Origin of the sequence: Bacillus cereus group sp. RP37 (assembly GCF_040459695.1) — a bacterium.
Taxonomy (GTDB): domain Bacteria; phylum Bacillota; class Bacilli; order Bacillales; family Bacillaceae_G; genus Bacillus_A.
In genome coordinates, this window is record NZ_JARVHP010000001.1 from 3087175 (window position 1) to 3110268 (window position 23094).

The window sequence follows — 23094 nt, forward strand, 5'->3', positions numbered from 1 at the left end:
AATAAAGAAAATTAAATCAACAACTCTCTTTACTATTAAACTACAAATCAATCTATATTTTCCACTGTTACTTAGTAGTAATGAAAAAAAAGAGACCATGCAATATAAACATGTTCTCTTCTTTTATTCATTTTCAATTGTGTATAATTAAAAATTAGATATTACTTAAGGTTGCAACTATTACTTAACTCCTGTAAATCTTCTATAAATCGACTCGCATGATATCCATCACAAACCGAATGGTGTACTTGCAATGAAACTGGTAGCATAACCTTATTTTCTTCATTAAAATATTTCCCGCAAGTTATAATTGGTAATAGAAAATTAGCATCATTATTAATATTAAGATTAAATCCAGTAAAACTAGTCCAAGGTATGCTAGAGATTGGAAAAGCATTTGGTGGAATATTCTCTTTCGTGAAGAGACCATGAACATTAGCATAGCATCTCATATCTTCTTCATAATTTTTATAGAAAATGTGGAAATCACTTGAATAATCCGTCCATATACTTGAAAAAGACTTATCATCTTTATGGAAGATTGTATAACTTGGTGTCATTTCCTCCCAATAGCCTAAAACTCCTTCATCGTTAAAACATGTTCGAAATTCTTTATGATTATTTACTACTTTAGAAATTAAATAAATAAAAACGGGATAAAATTTTATTCCCTTTTGATGTAATTCCTCTAATAACATCGTGATATCAACATTCACAGTCATACTAAACGTACATTTCAACTTTAAATAATGTTCAAAATACTGCTCTCTATTCCAATTTTCTCTGTCAATTATATGAAATCTCATTTTAATAGCCTCCTAAAATTTTATTTTATTTTAGAAGGCTAACTTTCTTGTTTTCACCATACCTGTTCACTCCTTACAGTTTAAATCTATCTTCAAGTTTTATTTAATTATATAACATCTGCAAAAATCCATTCACATATTTCTTGGAATCCAACCACATACTATTAATAAATCAACTGATGTTTGGAGGATGCATACATGAATAACAAAAATGAAAATAAAAAAGAAAATGTTACTGAAAACGCTACACTTATTCAAAATAATAATACTGCAAACCTTAATATCGAAGAACAAGCAATGAACGGATTATATGGAATGCCAGAAACAGCTATTGAAGATGCTGATCATGCTGTAACTGATGATTTGACTTCAAAAGATTAATTACATGGAAAAAGCCAAGGGAAATATCCTTGGCTTTCTTAACTATGCATCCACTTTTTGTATCTCTTCACTCTTTCTCGAAAGTTTCCCTGGCCAAAAAGCAAACCTTCCTAAAACAACTGTGATTGCTGGTACAAGTAATGGTCTAACAATAAAGGTATCTAGTAATACACCAATTGCTGTTACAATACCAAATTGAACAAGAACTTGAATTGGAAGTGTACCTAACACCGCAAATGTTCCTGCTAAAATTAAACCTGCTGATGTAATGACACTACCTGTTTGTATAACGCCATTTTTTACAGCATCCAGGTGATTTTGCGTCTTTCTGTTTTTCCATATTTCAGAAACCATAAAGATATTATAATCTTCACCTAATGCTACTAAAAATACGAATGCGTATAACGGTATCGCCCCTTGTATCGCTGGAGCCCCCATACCGAAATGAAGTAATATCCATCCTGCTCCTAGTGCCGAGAAGAATGATAAAACAACAGTTACAATTAAATAAATCATCGCGACAATAGATCGTAAGTAAACAAGTAATAATAAAGCTATAATACTAATCATTACTGGAATAATAACTGCTTCATCACGTTCCGTAATTTGCTTTGTATCATATAATGACGCCGTTTCTCCACCAATCCACAATTGATCTTCAACATTACTAATCCCAGCACCCTTTAATACTTTTTCTACACTACTTTTCAATTTAGGGATTTGATCTAACGCTTCAATTGAGTATGGATTTTCCGCTAAAGAAACTTCATACATTTGTATTTGCTTATTTTCTTTTCCCTCTTTTGGCTCTTTCACTGTATTTACAAAAGAAAATTTCTCTAGTTCTTGTTTAATAGGAAGCTCTTTTCCTTTCGTATCAACAACAACTTTTACTGGTGCTAGTTCACCAGCTGAAAAATGATCACTAATTAACGTAAACCCTTCACGGGAAGGCATATCTTTTGGAAACGATTCTAATAGGTCATATGTGTATTGTATACGTGGTACGAATGAAGCCAATCCGCCTAATACAAACACAGTTAGCATAATTATTGTCCACGGTCTTCTTACTACAATATCTCCAAGTTTTTTACTAAAGGCGCCTTTTGATCTTTTAACTTTTACTACTTTCTTTTTCTTTTTTGCAAATTCTTCATTCATTGAAGTTGTTCTCGGTATAAACGGGAAGAATGCAGCTCTACCGAAAATTAATAAAAATGCAGGAAGAATTGTTAAAGCAGCGATTCCCATTATGAATACAGCAACACTAAATGGTACTGCAAATCGATGAAAGGCACCATAATGAGCAAGTAATAATGTTCCTAATCCAAGTACTACCGTTAATGCACTCATTATAATTGCCCCGCCAGATGCTTTAATCGCAAGTTGCAATGCTTTATATTTACTTTCTTCCTCTAGTAAGTACTCTCTATATCTCGAAATTAAAAATAGACAATAGTCCGTTCCAGCACCAAACAATAATACTGTCATGATTGAAATCGCTTGGGCATCTACTTTAATCCATCCATGATCAGCTAAAAAACCAAGTGTAGGACTAATAATACCGTATGCAAATCCCACAACAAGTATAGGTAAAATTGCTAAAATTGGTGAACGGTACAGTAAAATTAATAAAACCAATACTAGTAATACCGTAGCCACTAATAATTTCACATCTGCTTGACTAAATAAACTAACTGCATCCGTTTGAATACCTACAGGTCCAGACAATCGGACATGTAAACCAGAGTCACTTATTTTTTGTTTGAATGGATCTTCATCCACTTTACTATTTACTATCTTTCTTAAATCTTCAAGATTTCCTTTTAATATATCTGTACCAGCTGATTTATTAAAAAATACTGGTGTGACAAATGATGTACCATCTTTTGATGCACTTTTTGATAATACTTGTTCCGGTATTGTATCAAATGGTGGTAACGTTGATTGTTCCTTTAAAGGACTAGCCTTTAATTCTTTATAAACGTCTTGTATGAGTTTATAATCCTGTGACTGTAATCCACCATCTCTATGCCATACTACAAGCAACGGATTCCCTGCATTATTAGGGAATTCTTTTTTCATCATTGCTTCCGCTTGCTGCGACATAGCTGTTTCAGGTAAATTTTTCGGATTCGGTTCTTTCGTGCTATTTACTTGTGGCAACGTAAATGAAAGTACTAATGTAATAAGAATCCAAACCGATAAAGTTATCCATTGCGTATTCTTCCCTGCTACAAGCCTCCCTAGCATATGTAACGGGTGCTTTTTCATAAAAAACCCACCTTCCTTTTTTCCTCCACTATTAATTATATATACTGGTCGGTTAATTAATCAAGAATGATTAAAAATTATGTTATAATTATTTTAAGAATACATGTCAGGAGCGAATAGATTTGGCACAAAAACAACGTCCTCTCGGAAGGCCTCGTCAAAATAAAAATACAAAATCTACAAAAGAAACCATTTTGGAAGTTGCAACTCGGTTATTTCTTACTCAAAATTATCAAGTCGTTTCCATGGATGAAGTCGCAAAAGTTTGTGGTGTTACGAAAGCAACCGTCTACTATTACTACTCAACAAAAGCGGATTTATTTACCGCTACTATGATCCAAATGATGGTGCGTATACGAGAGAATATGTCTCAAATTCTCTCTGCAAATAAGACTTTAAAAGAAAGGTTATTAGACTTCGCTAAAGTTTACTTACACGCAACGATGGATATTGATATGAAAAATTTTATGAAAGATGCAAAACTGTCGTTATCTGAAGAGCAATTGAAAGAATTAAAAGAGGCTGAAGATAATATGTATGAAGTGCTAGAAAAAGCACTCGATAATGCGATGCAAATCGGAGAAATCCCGAAAGGAAACGCTAAATTTGCTGCTCATGCATTCGTATCTTTATTATCAATTGGGAATTTTAAAGATGAAAATCACAATCCTATTCTTGCAAATATAGATGAATTAGCACAAGAAATCGTTTCTTTTTATTGGAACGGGTTAGATCATTCATATTAAATAGATTACCTTTAATAAAAGAGCATGTTTAATTTTTTTTCAAACATGCTCTTTTATAATTTAAGTGTTTTATTTATATATCAACAATTAGATTACACTGTGGCGCCCATTAATAAAAAATTATTGTCTTCAACTTTTAGCTTACCAGATGATACGCCAACTCTCTCCATCTCTACTTGTATATCTTCAAATTGTCCAGGGAAACCAGTATCTATTAAAACTGCCATTTTATCATCCCATAAAAGAATTGGATGAATAATAAATTCTTGAAATTCAAGTTGTAACATTTCTACCCCTTTAGCTATCTCCATATAGCAAGTCTCTTTTATGATGAAGTTTGAAAATATGCACAAGTACACCGATAATATAAAGCCACACTATCTTTTAATATGTTTTGTCATTCCAATTGAAAATGCCTCAAATCCTATAGATTCATAGTAAGATTGCAAATTTTCTGCGCACATAAGTTGGGGAATAACCTTGTTGTGTTCACAATGCTGGATTAATCGTTTCATTATTTCTTTCCCGATGCCACTTGACTGATACTTTGGCAATACGCCTACTCCACAAATTATGCCTGTAATTACTCCATCTGATAAAACACGCCCCATCCCTACTAACTTCTTATCATCAAAAGCATAAATTGCATACCAACTTTGTTTACACATTTGCTCCAATTCATTAACCGTTAATTTAAGAGAATTCCATCCTAAAGATTCGTATAAGGCTAATAATCCATTGAAATCTGTTGGATGTTCCATTTTGTAATTTATACTATTATTCATATGAATACTCCTTATTCTCTCGTTTGTGTGTATTTCATAAAATTACCCTTAATATGAAATTAACTTAAACAAACTTCCATAAGAACAATATAATTCCTTCTCAACATAAAATAAAAAGAAGTTAACCTCATCTTAGTTAACTTCTTTTATAAAAACTATCATTATATTATCAACCAAAAATCATACAGCTACAGACGATAAGAACAAACAAAACTAATAAACCATTTGAGAAATAACCCATAGAATACTACCCCTTTATTTAATTATGTAAAAGATTTTATCATAAAATTTTTTACAACATAATAACTGAAAAAGACATTGCATGCATCAGTTATTTGTATTTAGTAATATTTTATTTCCGTTCATATTCTTCTCCCCTAAAAGCACCTCTTTTACCCTTCTATTTCAGTTCGTATAGTACCAAAAACATTATTATAGTAAATATTAATTTACTATAATAAATTAAATGATTTGATTAACCATTAAAATAGTAATAAAATATTTACTAAATACATAAAGGAAGCGAAAACTATGACCCAAAACGAATTATTAAACGAATACATGAATTTGTTATTAAATATGTCAGGTACTTTCAAATTATTATCAGAGAAATCCTCTGAATTTACACATTTAGAGCAACACGTAGTTGAGTATATCGCACAACAAAAGGTTCCTGTAAATTTAAAAATGATTGCTAGTTATTTAAACATACCTAAACAACAATTAAGTGTAACAGTTCGTAATTTAGAACTAAACGGATATATTATAAAAAAACAAGATACGGTAGACAAAAGAGCTGTACTCATTTCTCTGACAGAAAAAGCTGAAAAGGTACATTATGAGAGATGGAAACAAATATATAATACTTTCACTCATAATCTTGAAAAACTAAGTGAAGACGATCAACGTGATTTAACTTACGGATTGTATAAAACAAATAAAATGCTCTCAAAAATGTTAAGTAACGATTAAGAATAAAAGTAACTTTTATTAAACGGAGGAAGTTTCATGGTCAAAGAAATAGATATACATTCAGTACAAGGTACAATGCTTATTCCGCTATGGGGACGTGCGTTTGGCAGTGAGAAAAATAAAGATATTTTAGATGATACTGAGGCTATTCGTATTATTAAAGAATGTGATTTTAACTTCTCCTCAATTGCAAATACATTTGGTGAATACGGATGCATCACATACATTACTCGCGCACGAAAAATTGATGATACTATAAAAAAATTTATTATAAAACATCCAAATGCTACTATTGTAAATATCGGTTCCGGACTAGATACTACTTTTTCTAGAATTGATAACGGTACGATACATTGGTATAACCTTGATTTGCCTGATGCAATCTCTTTTCGCAAAACTTTAATTGAAGATACACCGAGGAATACTAGTATAGCTAAATCATTTTTTGATATCTCTTGGTTTGACGATATAAAATATAATCCAAACGACGGTATTCTATTTATTTCAGCAGGTGTATTCTATTACTTTAAAGAAGAAGATTTAAAAAAGATCGTAGTCGCCATGTCAAAACGTTTCCCTGGAGGCGAGTTATACTTTGATGCTGAATCAAAATTTGCACTGAATCTTTCAAATGCTACAGTAAAAAAATCTGGTAATAATGGCGCTCTAATGTATTTTTATATAAATAATCCAAAGACACTAGAAAAATGGTCTTCAAACATAAAAGTATTAAGCTGCTCCCCTTTCTTTAAAAATATATCTATAAATAAAGATTGGGATGGAAGTACGCGTATTATGATATGTATTGTAAACTTAATAAAGATGTTGAAGTTTGTTCATTTACAGTTCAAAAAATAATAAATAAAGAAGATCTCAATACATTTATATTTAGGTCATAGTTGTTAAACTTAATAAAATCAAAGACAGGAACATATTTGATATGTACAATATGTTCCTGTCTTTTTACTATGGGCTACCGGTACATAGTCATCTAGCTAAGATTTTGAAGTACTTCAAAATCAAAAATTTCATCTCATCACAGTTTCCTATGAGAATTCAGTGGACAGCTTATTTACATAATTCTCGTTGCCGGAAGTCAATGTTTCTGCGAATTTATAAAGTTCTAGCGCTATTTTCAATCAATTTCTCCAATTCTTTTAAATACGTTTCCATTCTCTGTTTTAGAATATCCTTATTTCCCATTTGCTGTTCAACCTTATAACTTAAATCCTCTTGTTTTAACAGCAAATAATGTTCATGAATTTCTAATAAGATCCACAACAAATATTCATCCATTAGTCTTTTATATAGAGAGTGGTCATCACCTACATATGCTTTAATAAAGCCCTCTGCTATGCTGTTTAATACGTCTACACTGCTTTCATAACCCCTATCTATGTATCTTGGAGCGTTGGAATAAGAAGGAAGAAGAAGTTTATAACAAAAGTAAAAATAACCAGCATACTTTATATCAAAATCTAATCTAGGATATGGATCAATAACGGAAACATTATCCTGGTGAAATACTATATTCTCAGGGGTAACATCTTGATTAACCAAAGATATCTTTTGTATCCTTTTTCTTCGGATAGAAATGATATTCTGTATTTTTAATTCAACCTTTTTTCGATTGAATGTTAACTCTGAGTTACTTAGCTTTTCTAATGCTTTAAGATAATAGTCATTGTCTTGCTCCCATTTTTCTTGAATATCTAATGCTTCCTTACCCTCTATAGTATTTTCGTTCCATACTAAATTTCCATACCCCTTCAGCATAGTATCCCTATCGTGCATCCCTTTGTAAAATTCGCCTAACAACTGCCCTAAGTATAATGATTTATTATAGCCTAAGCTATGTAACGGTAAACTACTTCCCATAAAGCTTTCTACATTAAATACTATTTCTTCATCAATAAAATAATTAAATTCGGTGGGGCATATTCTCCAAATACATTTGTTGGCTTGATTATAATATGTTTTAGATGATTCATATTCTGTAAGAAGGTGTTGTCTAGTGTAAGTTTGAAGCTGGTTATATGCTTTCTCTTTTTTAATCCTTATGACAAAATCTTGATTTGAAAATGTTTTTATTCTATAAACTTCATGCCATGCACCTTCTCCAATATGTATGAATTCTTTCAAATCATTTATCATTAATTGTTTTAAAATGTAATCAACTTCTTTGTTAGTTAACTTTTGCATACGGTATTTTCACCCCCCAGATAATTTTCCAAATAATTCAATTTTATCATAACTTCAATTTCTTCGTATGTATATAATCTAATCATTAATACTTTTCCCTTTTGAATTTTCCAGCCTATTATCCCTTTAATATTCTGATTGAAAAATTACTAAAACAACAAAAAAACAAATGTCACATCAATATGAAAATAATTAAAACTGGACATGAAAAACACACCTCAATAAATCTGAGGTGCATTTAGCTGTTCCATCCATATATAAATATTTACAAATAAAAGCTACGCTACATTAACAGTTTTATTCTTCATAACAAACTTTCCAAATAAAAAACGCACAAGCGGCCCCATAATAATTAATTGCAATGGATACGCCATAATGAAATTTTTAATGAAAATCGAAAAATAAATGGAAACGAATGATTCACCATGTAATCCATTATGCAAATACATCATAGCCATTCCGTAAAAAGACATAAAGAAAACCATTCCGATTACCATAGCTGTCGCCATTGCAATAATAACATTTACTTTTTTCGATTTATCAAACGGTAATGCAAATACAATTTTTTTCGCACAAGGTCCAACGATACATATTTCAATTAATAATGCAATAATGAATCCAATTACTAGTTCTAATGCGATCTCCTTAATATGAATTGGTCCTCCTGCTCCATTCAGTAATACATTATAAAACGTCATTACAATAACCATCCCGAGGCACATCATCATACCGAATTGGAGGCTTTCCTTTCTTGTTGTTGGCAATTTCTATCATCCTTTCTGTTTAAGTCTTTGTCATTATATCGATTGTGTAAACCTCTTCGTAAGTGAACATTTTGTGAACAAATTTAAAGCGTTATCATATATTCTCTTTTTTACTTTTAGAGGTTTAATATATAACAATGTTGAATTATTAAATTTAACTTTGCAATACATGATAATTACTACTAGGAGGATACCCATGAATGCACAAGAATTTTACGCATATCATATCGTGACAAATAAAAAAATGAATATCGGACAAATCATTCATTTCGATAAAAATCAAACTAATACTCTATTTCATTTCTTTTTTGAAAGAAAACATTTAAATTCTAGCGGTGAAGATTCTATGCAAATTTTAAAAGAACACTATACAAATGAAGAATTACATATAAAAAATGAAAATGCTAAAATAGTTATGAATTATATGGATCAAACAATTAGAGCGGTTAGAGAAACGATTGTAGAAATGGTAAGACTACAAGAATTCCCTGAATACCCTTCAAGATTATCTTGTTTATATGCTGCAAGGAGCTATGAAAATGCTTTAAAATGGAAAGCATTATTTGATTCTTACAATCGAGAAGTTTTGCAGATTGTTAAACTACGAGTGATCGGTAATTCTTTTGAAGGTGACGGAGCTCTTTTACCGAAAGAAGATGGTATTCCTTTTTCTCAAAAAATTGAACAAGCTAGAGAATATTGGAAAGGAAATGTGAATAACGAACTCTCTGAGTTACTCATTAATGGCGAAATTGAAGTGGTGGAAATTATTGATGACTTTTCCTCAATTCATGTTTAATTTCTAACTAAATCATATAGGATGGAGATTACAATGATGAAAAAAGTGTACTTCAATCATGATGGTGGTGTAGATGATTTAATTTCACTATTTTTATTACTTCAGATGGATAATGTTAAACTTACCGGTGTTTCAGTTATCCCTGCAGATTGCTATTTGGAACCAGCAATGTCTGCAAGTCGCAAAATTATTGATCGCTTCAGCAAAGGAAATATTGAAGTATCCGCATCCAACTCCCGTGCAAAAAATCCATTTCCAAAAGACTGGCGGATGCATGCATTTTATGTAGATGCTTTACCAATTTTAAATGAGTCTGGAAAAGTTGTAACACCCGTAGCAGCAAAACCTGCCCATCATCATTTAATTGAAACCCTACTACAAACTGAAGCGAAAACAACTTTATTATTTACAGGTCCTCTTACCGATTTAGCGCGTGCACTATATGAAGCACCTGTAATCGAAAAAAGAATTGAGCGTCTTATTTGGATGGGAGGGACATTTCGTACTGCCGGCAATGTACATGAGCCAGAACATGATGGAACAGCTGAGTGGAATTCGTTCTGGGATCCTGAAGCAGTAGCTCGTGTATGGGAATCAAAAATTGAAATCGACTTAGTGACACTAGAAAGTACTAACCAAGTTCCATTAACTATAGACATACGTGAACGTTGGGCAAAAGAGCGAAAATATATTGGTATTGATTTCCTTGGTCAATGCTATGCGATGGTTCCTCCCCTCGTTCATTTCTCAACGAACTCTACTTACTATTTATGGGATGTATTAACTGCTGCACTTGTCGGAAAAACTAGCCTTGCAAAATCTCAAACGATTAATAGTATCGTTCATACATATGGACCAAGCCAAGGACGTACAGAGGAAACTGCTGATGGACGGCCGGTAAATGTAGTATATGATGTAAACCACAATGAGTTTTTCGACTATATAACTGGGTTAGCAAAGAAAGTCTCTAATTAAAAACTTATCTATATGGAAAACCCAAAAATGATGTAGCTTCAGATGGTACAGTAAAAATAATTAGAAATTGGTTGGAACTTAATATTAAAAAGAGTATTGAAAGTTAATTCAATACTCTTTTTGTGCAGTTTAATGTTATCTGATTAAAGTTGCGTTTTATAGATTCACCATTTCATAACCATTTACAAAAAACGTTATTGTTTCTAGTTCATCTTCATTTAATTCTCTATCTACGTCTCGTTTATACGCTGCCTTTATGTTCTCTTCATCGCCTTTATGAGCTTCTGTATATGTTCCTACTGTTTTCAGCAAATGCATTTCTTGTAAAAACTCATCCCGATTTATAGCTGTCCCATGAGAAAGAATATATGTCTCAGCATCAAATTTCTCTAATTCATCTATTAATTTAGACGTTCGTTTCGTCGTATAGTTCCACTTCGAAGAAAAAATATCTGCATATATACAGTCTCCTAAAAACAATATCTTCTCTTCTTTTATATACATAACAACAGAGTCATGTGCATGATCTCCGCCTATATGTTTTAACACGCATGTCACTTCACCAAGATCTAATTCAAGTTGATCCTGGAACGTTAAGGTCGGAGGAATAATTTTAATATTTCTTTGTTCTTCACTGAACTCTTTTTTGATACAATCTGCACAAAATTCTATTTCAGTACCCTCTTTTACGCGTGCGTCCAATGCTTCATCTGTCCATTCATAAGATACTAGTTTCTGCATCTCTTTTTTCGTTTCAGTATGCGCAATAGTTAATGCATTTTGTAGTACAGGCAATCCAAAAATATGATCCCAATGCCAATGTGTTAGTGCTACGAGATCAGGATTTGATACGTTTTGTTCTTTTAGCATTTCTAAAAATAATTGTGCATGTGCTTCTGAATTCCCCGCATCAATCATTAAAGTTTTTTCTTGTCCAACGACCATTCCTAATATAGGTCTATCTGTTTCAGAAACAGGTGTCATATACCAAAATGAGTTTCCTATTTTTTTAATTTGTTGCATAATTAGTTCCTCCATTTACTACTATTCTCTGCAATTTATACTACTTATGAATTTCTTCCATCTAACATACTAACTATTTCCCTTTATTCATATACTGTTCTTGTACATGCTGCATTAAATCTCTCATCTTCTTTTCAGCAGGATGCTCTTGGTTCTCTGGTACCTCTCTACCATTTGCCGAAAATTCTTTAGAACATGCTGTACGAGTTACTTCTAAGTTTGCAAGTGGAAATTCCCACGAATTTTCGGTTCTACTTCCAGTTGAAGCAAGGCGTATACAGCTAGAATCAAGCTTCGTACGCCCCCCTTCTTTATTTACTGTATAATATAAATCGTTCACTGTACCATATTTCATATCTTTTGTAGATGTAACAGCAGTACCGTCAGCTGCGAAAGTGACAACACTAAACTCTTCTTCTTTTGGTAACAATTCAGCACCAGGTACGTTATATAAAACAATTAAATCCCCTTCATATTCTTCAGGAATTACGTAAATTGTATCTGTAGTTTCTTTACCAAAACTGATACATCCACTTAAAAATAACGTTAATATGATTCCGAAACAAAATGTACTTTTCTTTACAACATAGTACATTCTCCTATCCATCTAAATATGCATTCCAATCATAGTCTTTAATTTTATAGAATCTACCTTCATCATTTCTTTCATATGCACATAAAGGTGGTTCCTCAAGAAAGTTTAAAATAGAATCATCTATATTCAAAATGACTCCAATTGAAATAATTTGAAAGTTTTTAGGATTATTGACATAGTCATCACTTTCATAGCCACTTAAAATTGACCAACCTGGATCGCCCTCTGCTGTTGGATTATCTCTAAGCATAAAGTTAAATTCTCTTTTTTCAAGTACATCATCACTAACAATTACCTTCGTATCAAAATAAAAATCCCAATCACTTGAAGCTGGATCATCATATTCCGTATCACATATATTTTCGATTCCAAATGAAATTTTATCACCTATTTTTAAATCTAAACGATACGGATCATTGTCCAGTTCCCCTACAAACTTCTTCTCATTTCTTTCAGTGATTACTACCCACATTCTTTCGCCATGAAACCCATCTTCTTCCTCATTTTTAGATACAAAAATTAGCTTCACCAAATCTCCAACCTTTAATTTCTCCAACACTTCTGAGCTAGGTAGATAGAAAGTATATGGTGCTCCTTTATTTAATTCATAAACATTATCTAAGTACCAAGACATCTTTTTCTCTCCTTAAAAGCTTTTTACACTCATATTTTTAAAATAACACTATTTTTTCTTCCGGCAAACTACTACCATAGAATAGCAGTCTTCCCCTAACTCATTTCCTTCCCAATCATTATATATATGTAATAATTCAAAACCATTCGCTACTAATAATCTTTCTAACTCCTGCGGATACGTATAGCGAAGATCAATTGTTGTTTTCATTTCCTCTACTATCACATCATCCTCATAAAACCTTCTTGTTGTTATATAGTGCTGTATTTGCTGAATTGAATCGTATGTCATTTCAGTATATAAATCACATTTTCTTCCCTTTTCATCACTAATAGTTGTCCAGTATTCTTCTGTAAATGGTTGTATTAATTCTTCTTTAGAAGGAAAACGTGTATCAAATATAAATATACCATTGTCAGCTAACACATGATGTATAGATGTTAATAACTTATTTTGATCTGTATTCGTAAGAAAATGCTGAAATCCATGGCCAACCATAAATGCTAACGGAATCATTTCATCAATGCTTAATTGTAAACAGTCTTGTTGTAACCATTTAACCTTATTACAATTCTTAGCTTTTTTCTTTGCTTCAGCAAGCATCCCTTCATGTATATCTACACCAATCATTTGATACCCGTTTTCTATAAAGGGAATTGTAACTCTTCCTGTTCCACAAGCAATATCTAGAATCCATTCATTTTGTATATTTAGTCTTTGTGCCCATGATAGTAAAAACGGAAAATCTGACAAACTTTTATTTTCTACATCATATCGTTTTGGATTTTCATATTCAGATAGACTCCATTTTGTTTGCAAACTTATTCCCCATTTCATATTTCCACTTAATTTTATATATAAATTATAACGAATTATTAGTTTTTTCTCTATAATCAAACACAATTACTTGGACTAATCTAACTTTCCTTTTCGTAAGCTAAAAATAAGTGGAAGAATCGGAGTGTGATACTATGGAACGATTATGGATTCCAATGATTGTTACGTTTTTTTCATTCGGTGGATTACTATTAGGCGGTGCTGTTGGCATTGCTACTCGCCAGCTAATTGAAGAAAAAATGCATCGTTTATACGCCTTATGTGGCGGAATTTTGCTCGGTCTATTATCCCTTGAAATTATTCCTGAAACCTTTACAAGCTATGAAATAATTGGGCCTATACTTGGTATAGCTATTGGTATTTTAGTTATGAGCTTATTAGATAACTATTGTCATCATCCAACGATACATAAAAAAGATCAACAAGCATGGCAAACTTTCCTTTTTCTTTCTTTTGCTATATTTATTCATAATTTGCCGAGTGGCTTTGCTTTAGGTACAGCTTTTATTAATCATGCTGACTCTGCCATTCCTTTTTTAATAGCAATTGTAGTTCATCATATTCCAGAAGGATTAGCTTTAATTATCCCCTTTCTCTTTACAAAGCATAAATATATTTCATTTTTATTAACAACTCTATTACTTTCTCTTATTCTCGGTACTGGTACTGTTTTTGGTATTTTGATGGAAGGAAAAGCCCTACATTTACAAGGGCTGATTATGGGGAGTGCTATCGGTTCACTTGGCTATGTAACAATTCATGAAATGCTTTGGAAAGCTAAGAAACAGCTCTCTTCCCTTTCATTTTTAACATGGGCAACTAGTGGATTTTTACTAATAACAGTATTTACACTATTTACTGGTCATCATTAAAACTAATATATTTTATCATTTGTATATTTTTCCTTTTTCTTCAAAACATAATAGTATCTACCTACTTATAAGGAGGAAAAATTATGTTTGGAAAAACAGCCGGTGAAGCACTAGTTGACCTATTAATTGACTGGGGAGTAGAACACATATACGGAATGCCTGGAGATTCCATCAATTCTATTATTGAAGCTTTAAGAAAAAAACAAGATAAAATCAAATTCATTCAAGTTCGCCATGAAGAAGCTGGTGCATTAGCAGCAGCTGCCTATGCTAAGTTAACTGGAAAACTCGGCGTTTGTATGGCAATCGCAGGGCCCGGTGCTATTCATTTATTAAATGGTTTATATGATGCCAAACTCGATAAAGCCCCTGTTCTAGCAATTTCAGGCCAAGTAGAAACAGATTTACTCGGTACGGATTTTTTCCAAGAAGTAAACTTAGAAAGATTGTTCGATGATGTCGCGGTTTATAACCAGCGCATTATGTCAGCAGAACAGCTACCTGCTGTCGTAAATCAAGCGATTCGAATGGCTTATACGAAAAAAGGCGTATCTGTTCTTACAATTCCAGATGATGTTCCGAAATTCGAAGTAAAAAGTGGTGCTCGTGTTACAAATACTTCTTTTACATTACCTGAGTTATTTCCGCAAGAGGAAGATTTACATGCTGCCAAACTCGCAATAAATGAAGCGAAAAAGCCTGTTATTTTAGCTGGAAAAGGTGCGAAACATGCGAGAGAATCCTTACTTTCATTTGCAGAACATATTGGTGCTCCAATCGTACTTACATTACCAGCTAAAGGAATTATCCCTGATGAACATCCACTTTGTATTGGTGGATTAGGATTAATTGGAACGAAACCTTCTTATGAGGCAATGAAACATGCGGATACTTTAATTATGGTTGGTACTTCTTATCCGTTCACTGGTTTCTTACCTGAAAAAGCAAAAACAATCCATATCGATACAGATCCTGCCCAAATCGGAAAACGTTATGCCACAGATATCGGCTTAGCCGGTGATGCTGATAAAACATTAAAATGGTTAATTGAAAATGTAGAAAAACACGAGGACCATTCCTTCTTAGAGCATCATCAAGAAATGATGAAAAAGTGGGAGGAAAAATTACACGATCAAGAAGACGATACTTCTACTCCAATTAAGCCACAACGTGTTATGCATGCACTGCAACAAGTAGCTCATGATGATGCAATATTATCAGTCGATGTCGGAAATGTAACAGTATGGACAGCAAGGCACTTCCGTATGACAAACCAGCAATTTATTATTTCTAGTTGGCTCGCAACTCTTGGCTGCGGTTTACCTGGAGCACTTGCTGGAAAAATTGCTTTCCCGGATAAACAAGTGTTTGCAGTTTGTGGTGACGGTGGTTTTGGAATGACAATGAACGACTTCGTAACAGCTGTTAAATATAAACTACCAATCGTTGTTGTCGTTTTAAATAATAATAAAATCGCCATGATTAAATTTGAACAAGAAGTTATGGGTAATATCGAATTTGGTACAGACTTAACAAACCCTGATTTCGCAAAATACGCAGAGGCGTGCGGAGGTATTGGATACCGCGTTGAAAATTTAGATGAACTACTTCCTGCTTTCGAAAGTGCGGTAAAACAAAATAAACCATGTATTATCGATGTAGTTGTAGATGCAAACGAAGCACCAATGCCAGCAAAAATCACATTTGGTCAAGCAGCTGGTTATACGAAACATATGATAAAAGAATTATTTGAAGAAGGTAAGATTGATTTACCACCACTATAAACAAAAAAAGATAGCTGAAAACAATTTGTCTTCAGCTATCTTTCTTTATTTTTGTATCTCTTTATAGAATGAAAAATCATTCAAAGTATGTTGTAATTGTTTCTCTTCCTTCATTTCTTTATCTTTGCTCCTAGGCATTCTTACATTTCCTAGTTTGATCGCATCTTGCATACTATTACTAACTAGATTTCCCGCTAAAATTGTCATGCTATAAAAAGTAATTGGTATAAGTACAATCCATGTATGTGTAGTTAAATGGCGGAAGTTTTGACCAATTAGGCCAGTCCATTCCTTTGTTACACTATCTGCATCTAATCCAAATAATATTGTTCCTCCAAAAAACAACTTAAGTAATCCAAGATGCAAAAGAAGTAATAGTACACTTACAAATTGTTGAGCTACTAATAAAAGAAATGATGGTAACATATGCGGCCATATATGGCGCTTCAACCTATGCCACTTACTTCCGCCGAGCACAGTAGCTGCCAACATAAATTCTTCTTTCTTAATACGCTTTACTTCTTGCGCTACATACAACATAACCGTCGGTACAGCAAGACATACAAGAACTATAATTTGAAATGCCACACGCAAATATAACGGCACAACTTCTGCTCCACTATCAAACGTTAAAACTTCATTTAACATAAAATAAGAAATCATAACCATCGGTACAATACTAAAAGGATCAAAAAAGGATGAAATAACTGGAAAAGAACGTTTACCATACATACCAAGAAGTAAACCAATTCCCCCTCCAACTATAACTCGTAAAATCGCTATAATTATACTCGCTCCAACTGTCCATTTCGCTCCTTCTATTATTAACTGGAAAAGGTCGCGTCCTTTCTCATCACTTCCGAACCAAAATTTACTCGACGGTGAAAACGGAGCAGCCTCTAGTTCTCCTTTTTCGTTATACATCATCGTTAGTTCGCGAATATTCCCGTCGAAAAACAACGTATTCCCAATACTAATAACCATAAGTACACTTAAAAAAGTAACACCGATCCAAAATCTTACATCTCTTTTTGCAATTCCCCACATATCACGCACGCTCCTTTATAACATTTTTTAAAAGCGTATGTAATATACGAAATAGTATAAAAAGCGGTACGTATAATATAATTAAACTCACCGTAAATATTTCTAATTTCGAATTTTCTTTTACAAAAACAAACATTCCATATGTATTGAAAATCCATTCGATAATATATAAATTTGAAAGCATAAATAAAATATTTGTTTTCGCATAATAAATTGTCGTCAATAAAACATTTCTTGAAATATGATGTGTCAAAATATGCCGTAAGCTTAGTCCTTTACTCTTGGCAAACAAACTATAATCTTTCTCTAATTCTTCTTTAAACCGTAACAACAAAAGTTTAATAAACAATAATGTAGTTGGTATTGTAAGACATATAATTGGTAACAAACGTATCCTTTCTTCCCCTAATCCAGCCAGTTTGACTGGCATAAATCCTGTTTTTTGAAACATAATTACGACAAGAAGCTGTGATAATAAAATAAGTAATATATCCGGTATACTCTCAAGCGTAAGAAAAATCCCGTTCCACATTTTCTGTTTCATATGAGAACGCTGCAATACCCAAACGACAAGTATATACGCTATAAGCAAAGAAAGTAAAAATGCTGATAGAAATACAATCATTGTTTCAAAATAATGAATCCATATTTGCGGAAATAGTTTTCTTGAGTCTCGAAATCCATATGTAATTTCACCCGGTTGCAGTAACTTTTCTCCAAGTAATACAAACGTGTTCCAAAAACCAATTAAATCTATTTGCAATCCCTTAAATAAACGTGGCAGCGCACCTAGACAGATTATACATAGAATTGCAGCTACTAGTTGTAAACAAGTAACCCCACACCATTTAGCAATTCGCATCAACATAACGATTTCCCCTTACCATACGATAGAATATTCAGAAACCAAAAACCACATATATTACATCTCTTCAGCTATACCTTGCACGCGTTTCTTCCCACTAGGTAAAATGGCTTGATATAAACACGTAACAAAAAATAATAAACCAAATAAAATAATAAACAACGTATCTGCACTAATCCATTTCGGGAACAACATCGCTATCGCACCGAGAGATAACAGCTGGAATCCTGTCGTTAATGGACTAAGTAAACTTTGAACACGTCCCATGAATGATTCTTCTACAATTTCATACATCCAGCCCATAATTGCAACATTAATAAACGGTAAAAAGAAAGTCGCAAAAGCGATACATACATAAAAAGACCATACGTGGTTTACAAAGTAACACATACCGAAAAAGACCCCTGAGCCTGCCATACCAAAGACAATAATAGGCTTGGGTGCATATTTCTTACCTATACTTGTTGCTACTATACTTCCAATTAGTAATGAAATCCCTCCAACTACACCACCCACCATCGCTAGACTTTCATACGTTGCTGGTGCTAATTTGTATTTTAATATGTAAGTAGTAGATACACTTAAAATACCATTTAATAAACCAAATACGATAAATCCTAAAAGTAATTTTTTTAAAGTTTCATTTTGGTATATATACTTGATCCCTCCTTGAAACTCTGTTATTAACATCTTCAAATTAACTTCCTTCCATTTTATTCTACCATTTGGCAAACGCACTTTTTCTGGAATAGAGATCGTTTGAATCAAAACACCACTCATAATAAAAGTGAGCGTATTTACTAAAATACTCCCGTATATTCCAAAAGTCCAGTACACCATCGTTGCAATTCCTACACCAAACAAAGCATACAAACTATTTACCATTTGATTCACACCTGCTGCTGCACCGTATTGGTCGGATTCAACTACTCCCTGTATCATCGACTGTTCTGATGGGGAGAAAAATTGTATACATGCATTTTCCAAAAATAAAAATATAAAGACGAGTATAATCATTCCGTAATAAAGCGAAATTAGGATGCCGATATTACATAGCGAACAACATATGTTACTTACCGTACAAATACGTTGTCTATCAAAACGATCCACTACTGTCCCTACTAATAGAAAAAAGATTAATGCAGGCAATGCCATCATAATTTGTGTCATCGTTGCGTAAACTGGTTGTTTTCCGTATTGATCTAACAAGTAAAACATTAAAGAAATTCCAGCAATCATAGAACCAAGTCGCTCTAAAATATTTGCTAGAAAAAAACGCGCATACACTTTGTTGCGAAATAACTGTAGCATTTCTTTCATACTTCATACCCTTTCTATCGACAAGATTTTATTATTTCAGTCATTTATTGGAAGTTATATTATCTTTTTCGACCATTATTCAATCTTTTCCTTCTGTATAGAGAACATTCAAAAAAAGACTCTTGTTTTTATACAAGAGTCTTTTTTATTTAACTTCGCTTCATATAATGATATATCTCGCTAACTTTTTTAATTCTCTATAGTTCGGATACACTTTATTTATTTTACGAATGTATCGGACATCCACTCATAAAATTTTTCTTTCTCTTCAAATTGTGGATAATGGGCTGATTTCTCAAAAGTAATAAATCCTTTTTGATCTGCTTCAATCGTATCAAAATATGTTTTTGCTGCATGAAATGAAGTGTTATAGTCATATTTCCCCATGAGAAAATAAAACGGTAGCTTCAGCTTAGTTACTTTAGTAGGCAATGGATTTTTCAAATCTTTTTCCAATAATACAGTTTGAGAATGTGATAATCCAACGTTATAACGAATTACGTCTAACAAGTTATATTCATTACTGAATAACATCCCGATATTATCACCATCTGGATTTTCAATGAGCCTTGATGTTCCACCGTATTTCGCAACATAATTTCGCGGAGTGTATGTATCGCCATTTTTAATTTTTTCAGTCAACCCTTTTAAATATGCAACTTCATCTTCATTCCCTGCATTTTTTGCTTGGTCAATTACAAAATGTAAACTATCCATTTCACTTTCTACTGTATCACTCATCTGCCCTATGCCAACATATGCTTCGTATTTTTCAGGGGCTTTATTGGCAGCTTGCATTCCGATATATGTACCGTAAGAATGACCAATTAATATTACCTTTTCTTTGCCGAGACGTTTTGAAACATAATCTGTCATTGCTAATAAATCCTCTACTAGTAGGTCTGATGAAAGGTTCGAATAATCTTCAAAGAAATGATACGATTTCCCACTTGCTCTTTGATCGTAATTAACAACTGTGAATTTCTCCTCCAATACGACTTGGTATTTTTGAGCATATGGTATTTCTGAAGTACCTGGTCCACCATGTACAAAAATAATGACCGGATTGTTCTTATCTTGGCCGCGTATCATTATTTCATGACTACTTCCATTAACCTCTACCTGTTCTAACGTACTTATACTGTTTTTCCCTTTTATTTGCGAGGTCCATGTAGGAAATACTAGTGCTACAATTAATAATAGTGTAGTGATGGCTCCAATAAATTTTATTAATTTTTTCACCTTCTTCATAAGTCGTTTCCTTTCTTTTAAATTTATAAAAATATCAATTTAGTTCTGTAAAACTACCTGAAAATAATATGAATATATAACAATTGCTCTCTCTAATTTCATCTTAACCTTTTGTACATTCTTAATATCCCATACACTTCTTAACTTTCCACTACATAACCCCTTAATATTCCCTTAATTTTCAATACATTAATAATAGGAAGGTTTGGTCACAATGTATTACAAATAAAAAGAGTCCTTGTTTTCTAAACAAGGACTCTTCTCTTAAACTATTTCGCTACTTCTTCTTTCGGCATTACCATACCTTTATAAAGTTGGACTGTTATCCAGTAATAGATGAAATAAATGACTAAGAAAATCCCAATCGGCACCCACACTTTTACAAACGGGTCAACTAATATAAAGCTGAATAAGTTTAGCCCTACTAACACGTGGGAAATTCCAATAATCGCTGGGAAGATAAATAAATATGAAATTTCTTTATATATACTTTTGGTTAACATACTACGTCTCACACCGATTTTTCGTAACATTTCATAACGGCGTACATCACGAGAAGCACCCGTTAATATTTTGAACATAAGCGAACTTGCCATCATTGCTAAAAAGGCAATTCCGAGGAAGAATCCCATAAACATTGTTCCACTCATGAAACTGTTCATAAACTGATAAATTGTCATTTTCGTAAATAAGTCTACTTTTGTACCTGTTGTTTTTTCAATTAATTCTTTTTGTCTCTTATCTATATCGAGCAACAATGGTTTATATTTTTTCATATCGTCTACTTTTGCTAATGTTACACTATGCTCTGTTCCTTGAATTCCTTTATAATGCTCTTCGTCTGCAATTCTTACAGGTTTTCCGTTAAATTGATTATGTGTAATTTGTATTTCTCTTACAACTGCATCTTCCCAATCTTTTGGCATGCGAGGAAGCTTATTCGCTGCTTCGGGAGCTTCCAAAGCAGAATAGACAGGTTCAGTTAAAGGTTCAGCCACACGTTTACGAACAGGCTCTTTTAAAGTTTTTGTATCAAAGTGATCGGAAACAAGTGGTGGTTTCGCAGTTAAGTCATTACGTAAGTAATACACCGCTTCTCCGTCTACTTTATACTTGTACTTGCTTTCTTCAACAATTTCCATTTCTTTTAAGGCCGCTTTGTCTTGTTCATTTGGATCATGAATTACGACATCATATACTCGTGAGAAGTCTGTCATAATACCTACATTTTTTTGGAACGCCATCCCTGCAGTCATGGCACCTGCTCCTAATGCAATTAACATTGCTACAGTACCTAATACTCTCGATAAACTATTTACTCGAAAGCGTAACTGTGCATATGTAAAACTATTTAAGCCCGTTTCATTTCGTTTTTTATTCCCTTTAATTTTCATCACAAAAAATGGGAGCAACGAACTAAAGATAAAATATGTTCCAAGTGTTGTAACGATTGTCGCTATTATAAAACCGATTTCAGCAAACATTTTTATATTTACCATAAAATAGTATCCTGTACTTACTAGTAATACACCAAGTACAGTCATTATAATAATACGAGTTTTACTTTTCTTCACTTCATCTAGTGTTTCATCTTCACGAATTAACTCTAGTTCTGTTTTACGTAATAACCGAACACTATTCATTAATCCGGTAATAAAAAATAGTATTAAAAAGAAAATAGCTGTAACTAAGATTGCTGGTGTATATACAGATGAGTAACTACCTTTCGCTGAAATCTCCATTCCATTCATTAAAAAGTTTCCTGCTACACTTGCTAGTAACATCCCTACTAAAATCCCGATAATAATACTGACAATACCCATACCGAATGTTTCAATAAATAATAACTGTGCTACTTTTTTCTTTTTCGCTCCGAGCATCATGTACATACCGAGTTCTTTTCTTCTTAATGTGAGTAAGAAAGAATTAGCATATATAATATAAAATACAGTAATGAAAGATAATAGTATGGCACCTACCCAGAATACGAGTCTAATACTACTAATAAGACTATTATCCTTTGTAAATTCACTATTCATTGCCATCGTTTGGAACATGTAGAAGATACTAATACTAATAACGAGACCAATAAGTAAAACCATATAATCTTTTAACATCTTTTTCATACTATGACGTGATAATTTAAATAACATAGTCTCGCC

At 32.7% G+C, this 23094-nt stretch carries 22 protein-coding genes and 1 pseudogene; 8 read left to right on the forward strand and 15 right to left on the reverse strand.

What is annotated here, in order from left to right:
- Positions 1–161: 161 nt before the first annotated feature.
- Positions 162–806 (reverse strand): type A chloramphenicol O-acetyltransferase, encoded by a 645-nt coding sequence (gene catA, locus QCI44_RS16430; RefSeq protein WP_353811343.1) that lies wholly within the window; start codon positions 804–806, stop codon positions 162–164.
- A 198-nt stretch (positions 807–1004) separates the two neighbouring features.
- Here catA and QCI44_RS16435 point away from each other — a divergent pair, with 198 nt between their 5' ends.
- Positions 1005–1187 carry a DUF4021 family protein gene (locus QCI44_RS16435; protein WP_016134460.1) on the forward strand — a complete coding sequence of 61 codons (183 nt, stop codon included), beginning with the start codon at positions 1005–1007 and terminating at the stop codon, positions 1185–1187.
- Positions 1188–1229: 42 nt separating this feature from the next.
- Here QCI44_RS16435 and QCI44_RS16440 read toward each other — a convergent pair whose 3' ends face one another.
- Positions 1230–3461, reverse strand: a complete 2232-nt coding sequence (locus tag QCI44_RS16440) for an MMPL family transporter (protein ID WP_088084208.1) — start codon at positions 3459–3461, stop codon at positions 1230–1232.
- 122 nt (positions 3462–3583) lie between these two features.
- On the opposite strand from QCI44_RS16440, the gene QCI44_RS16445 reads away from it, so the two are divergent.
- Positions 3584–4207 (forward strand): TetR/AcrR family transcriptional regulator, encoded by a 624-nt coding sequence (locus QCI44_RS16445; RefSeq protein ID WP_016087927.1) that lies wholly within the window; start codon positions 3584–3586, stop codon positions 4205–4207.
- A 131-nt stretch (positions 4208–4338) separates the two neighbouring features.
- Here the strand turns inward: QCI44_RS16445 and QCI44_RS16450 are convergent.
- Positions 4339–4518 (reverse strand): annotated as a pseudogene (locus QCI44_RS16450) (hypothetical protein); the annotation flags it as partial.
- A 66-nt stretch (positions 4519–4584) separates the two neighbouring features.
- Entirely contained in the window at positions 4585–4992 is a 408-nt protein-coding gene (locus tag QCI44_RS16455; protein WP_016134457.1) for a GNAT family N-acetyltransferase, read from the reverse strand.
- Positions 4993–5523: 531 nt separating this feature from the next.
- Here QCI44_RS16455 and QCI44_RS16460 point away from each other — a divergent pair.
- A complete protein-coding gene (locus tag QCI44_RS16460; protein ID WP_016134456.1) occupies positions 5524–5964 on the forward strand; it encodes a MarR family winged helix-turn-helix transcriptional regulator in 441 nt (146 codons plus the stop codon).
- 36 nt (positions 5965–6000) lie between these two features.
- The gene (locus QCI44_RS16465; protein ID WP_016134455.1) at positions 6001–6822 is read left to right on the forward strand and encodes a class I SAM-dependent methyltransferase; all 822 of its coding nucleotides are present in this window, start codon (positions 6001–6003) and stop codon (positions 6820–6822) included.
- Between the two features lie 255 nt (positions 6823–7077).
- Here the strand turns inward: QCI44_RS16465 and QCI44_RS16470 are convergent, their stop codons facing one another.
- The gene (locus tag QCI44_RS16470; RefSeq protein WP_088084210.1) at positions 7078–8166 is read right to left on the reverse strand and encodes a hypothetical protein; all 1089 of its coding nucleotides are present in this window, start codon (positions 8164–8166) and stop codon (positions 7078–7080) included.
- A gap of 278 nt (positions 8167–8444) precedes the next feature.
- Complete coding sequence (locus QCI44_RS16475; RefSeq protein WP_016087933.1) at positions 8445–8930, reverse strand: DUF2798 domain-containing protein; 486 nt, start codon at positions 8928–8930, stop codon at positions 8445–8447.
- A 196-nt stretch (positions 8931–9126) separates the two neighbouring features.
- Between QCI44_RS16475 and QCI44_RS16480 the strand changes: the two genes are divergently transcribed.
- Entirely contained in the window at positions 9127–9729 is a 603-nt protein-coding gene (locus QCI44_RS16480; protein WP_016134453.1) for a DUF2441 domain-containing protein, read from the forward strand.
- A 33-nt stretch (positions 9730–9762) separates the two neighbouring features.
- Positions 9763–10704 (forward strand): nucleoside hydrolase, encoded by a 942-nt coding sequence (locus QCI44_RS16485; RefSeq protein ID WP_033659692.1) that lies wholly within the window; start codon positions 9763–9765, stop codon positions 10702–10704.
- A gap of 156 nt (positions 10705–10860) precedes the next feature.
- On the opposite strand, the gene QCI44_RS16490 is transcribed toward QCI44_RS16485, so the two are convergent.
- The 4 genes from QCI44_RS16490 to QCI44_RS16505 all read right to left on the reverse strand — a co-directional run bounded on the left by QCI44_RS16490 (position 10861) and on the right by QCI44_RS16505 (position 13793).
- Positions 10861–11727: an MBL fold metallo-hydrolase gene (locus QCI44_RS16490; protein ID WP_016087936.1), complete on the reverse strand. Its 867-nt coding sequence runs from the start codon at positions 11725–11727 to the stop codon at positions 10861–10863.
- Positions 11728–11800: 73 nt separating this feature from the next.
- Positions 11801–12334, reverse strand: coding sequence for a DUF6843 domain-containing protein (locus QCI44_RS16495; RefSeq protein ID WP_033659690.1), 534 nt, complete (start codon positions 12332–12334; stop codon positions 11801–11803).
- Complete coding sequence (locus tag QCI44_RS16500; RefSeq protein WP_016134450.1) at positions 12327–12956, reverse strand: immunity protein Imm33 domain-containing protein; 630 nt, start codon at positions 12954–12956, stop codon at positions 12327–12329. Before QCI44_RS16500 ends, QCI44_RS16495 begins: the two co-directional genes overlap by 8 nt.
- A 48-nt stretch (positions 12957–13004) precedes the next feature.
- The gene (locus tag QCI44_RS16505) at positions 13005–13793 is read right to left on the reverse strand and encodes a class I SAM-dependent methyltransferase (protein WP_033659689.1); all 789 of its coding nucleotides are present in this window, start codon (positions 13791–13793) and stop codon (positions 13005–13007) included.
- Between the two features lie 134 nt (positions 13794–13927).
- On the opposite strand from QCI44_RS16505, the gene QCI44_RS16510 reads away from it, so the two are divergent.
- Both QCI44_RS16510 and QCI44_RS16515 read left to right on the forward strand, forming a co-directional pair.
- Positions 13928–14665: a ZIP family metal transporter gene (locus tag QCI44_RS16510; RefSeq protein WP_016087940.1), complete on the forward strand. Its 738-nt coding sequence runs from the start codon at positions 13928–13930 to the stop codon at positions 14663–14665.
- Positions 14666–14748: 83 nt separating this feature from the next.
- Positions 14749–16449 carry a pyruvate oxidase gene (locus QCI44_RS16515; protein ID WP_016087941.1) on the forward strand — a complete coding sequence of 567 codons (1701 nt, stop codon included), beginning with the start codon at positions 14749–14751 and terminating at the stop codon, positions 16447–16449.
- Between the two features lie 45 nt (positions 16450–16494).
- Here the strand turns inward: QCI44_RS16515 and QCI44_RS16520 are convergent, their stop codons facing one another.
- From QCI44_RS16520 to QCI44_RS16540, 5 genes are all read right to left on the reverse strand, one after another.
- Positions 16495–17496, reverse strand: coding sequence for an ABC transporter permease subunit (locus QCI44_RS16520; RefSeq protein ID WP_016134448.1), 1002 nt, complete (start codon positions 17494–17496; stop codon positions 16495–16497).
- A 1-nt stretch (position 17497) separates the two neighbouring features.
- The gene (locus tag QCI44_RS16525) at positions 17498–18364 is read right to left on the reverse strand and encodes an ABC transporter permease subunit (protein ID WP_016134447.1); all 867 of its coding nucleotides are present in this window, start codon (positions 18362–18364) and stop codon (positions 17498–17500) included.
- Between the two features lie 54 nt (positions 18365–18418).
- The gene (locus tag QCI44_RS16530) at positions 18419–19681 is read right to left on the reverse strand and encodes an MFS transporter (protein WP_016134446.1); all 1263 of its coding nucleotides are present in this window, start codon (positions 19679–19681) and stop codon (positions 18419–18421) included.
- A gap of 219 nt (positions 19682–19900) precedes the next feature.
- On the reverse strand, positions 19901–20932 hold the full coding sequence (locus tag QCI44_RS16535) for an alpha/beta fold hydrolase (protein ID WP_016134445.1): 1032 nt from the start codon (positions 20930–20932) through the stop codon (positions 19901–19903).
- A 269-nt stretch (positions 20933–21201) separates the two neighbouring features.
- The gene (locus QCI44_RS16540) at positions 21202–23085 is read right to left on the reverse strand and encodes an FtsX-like permease family protein (RefSeq protein ID WP_016087947.1); all 1884 of its coding nucleotides are present in this window, start codon (positions 23083–23085) and stop codon (positions 21202–21204) included.
- Between the last annotated feature and the right edge of the window lie 9 nt (positions 23086–23094).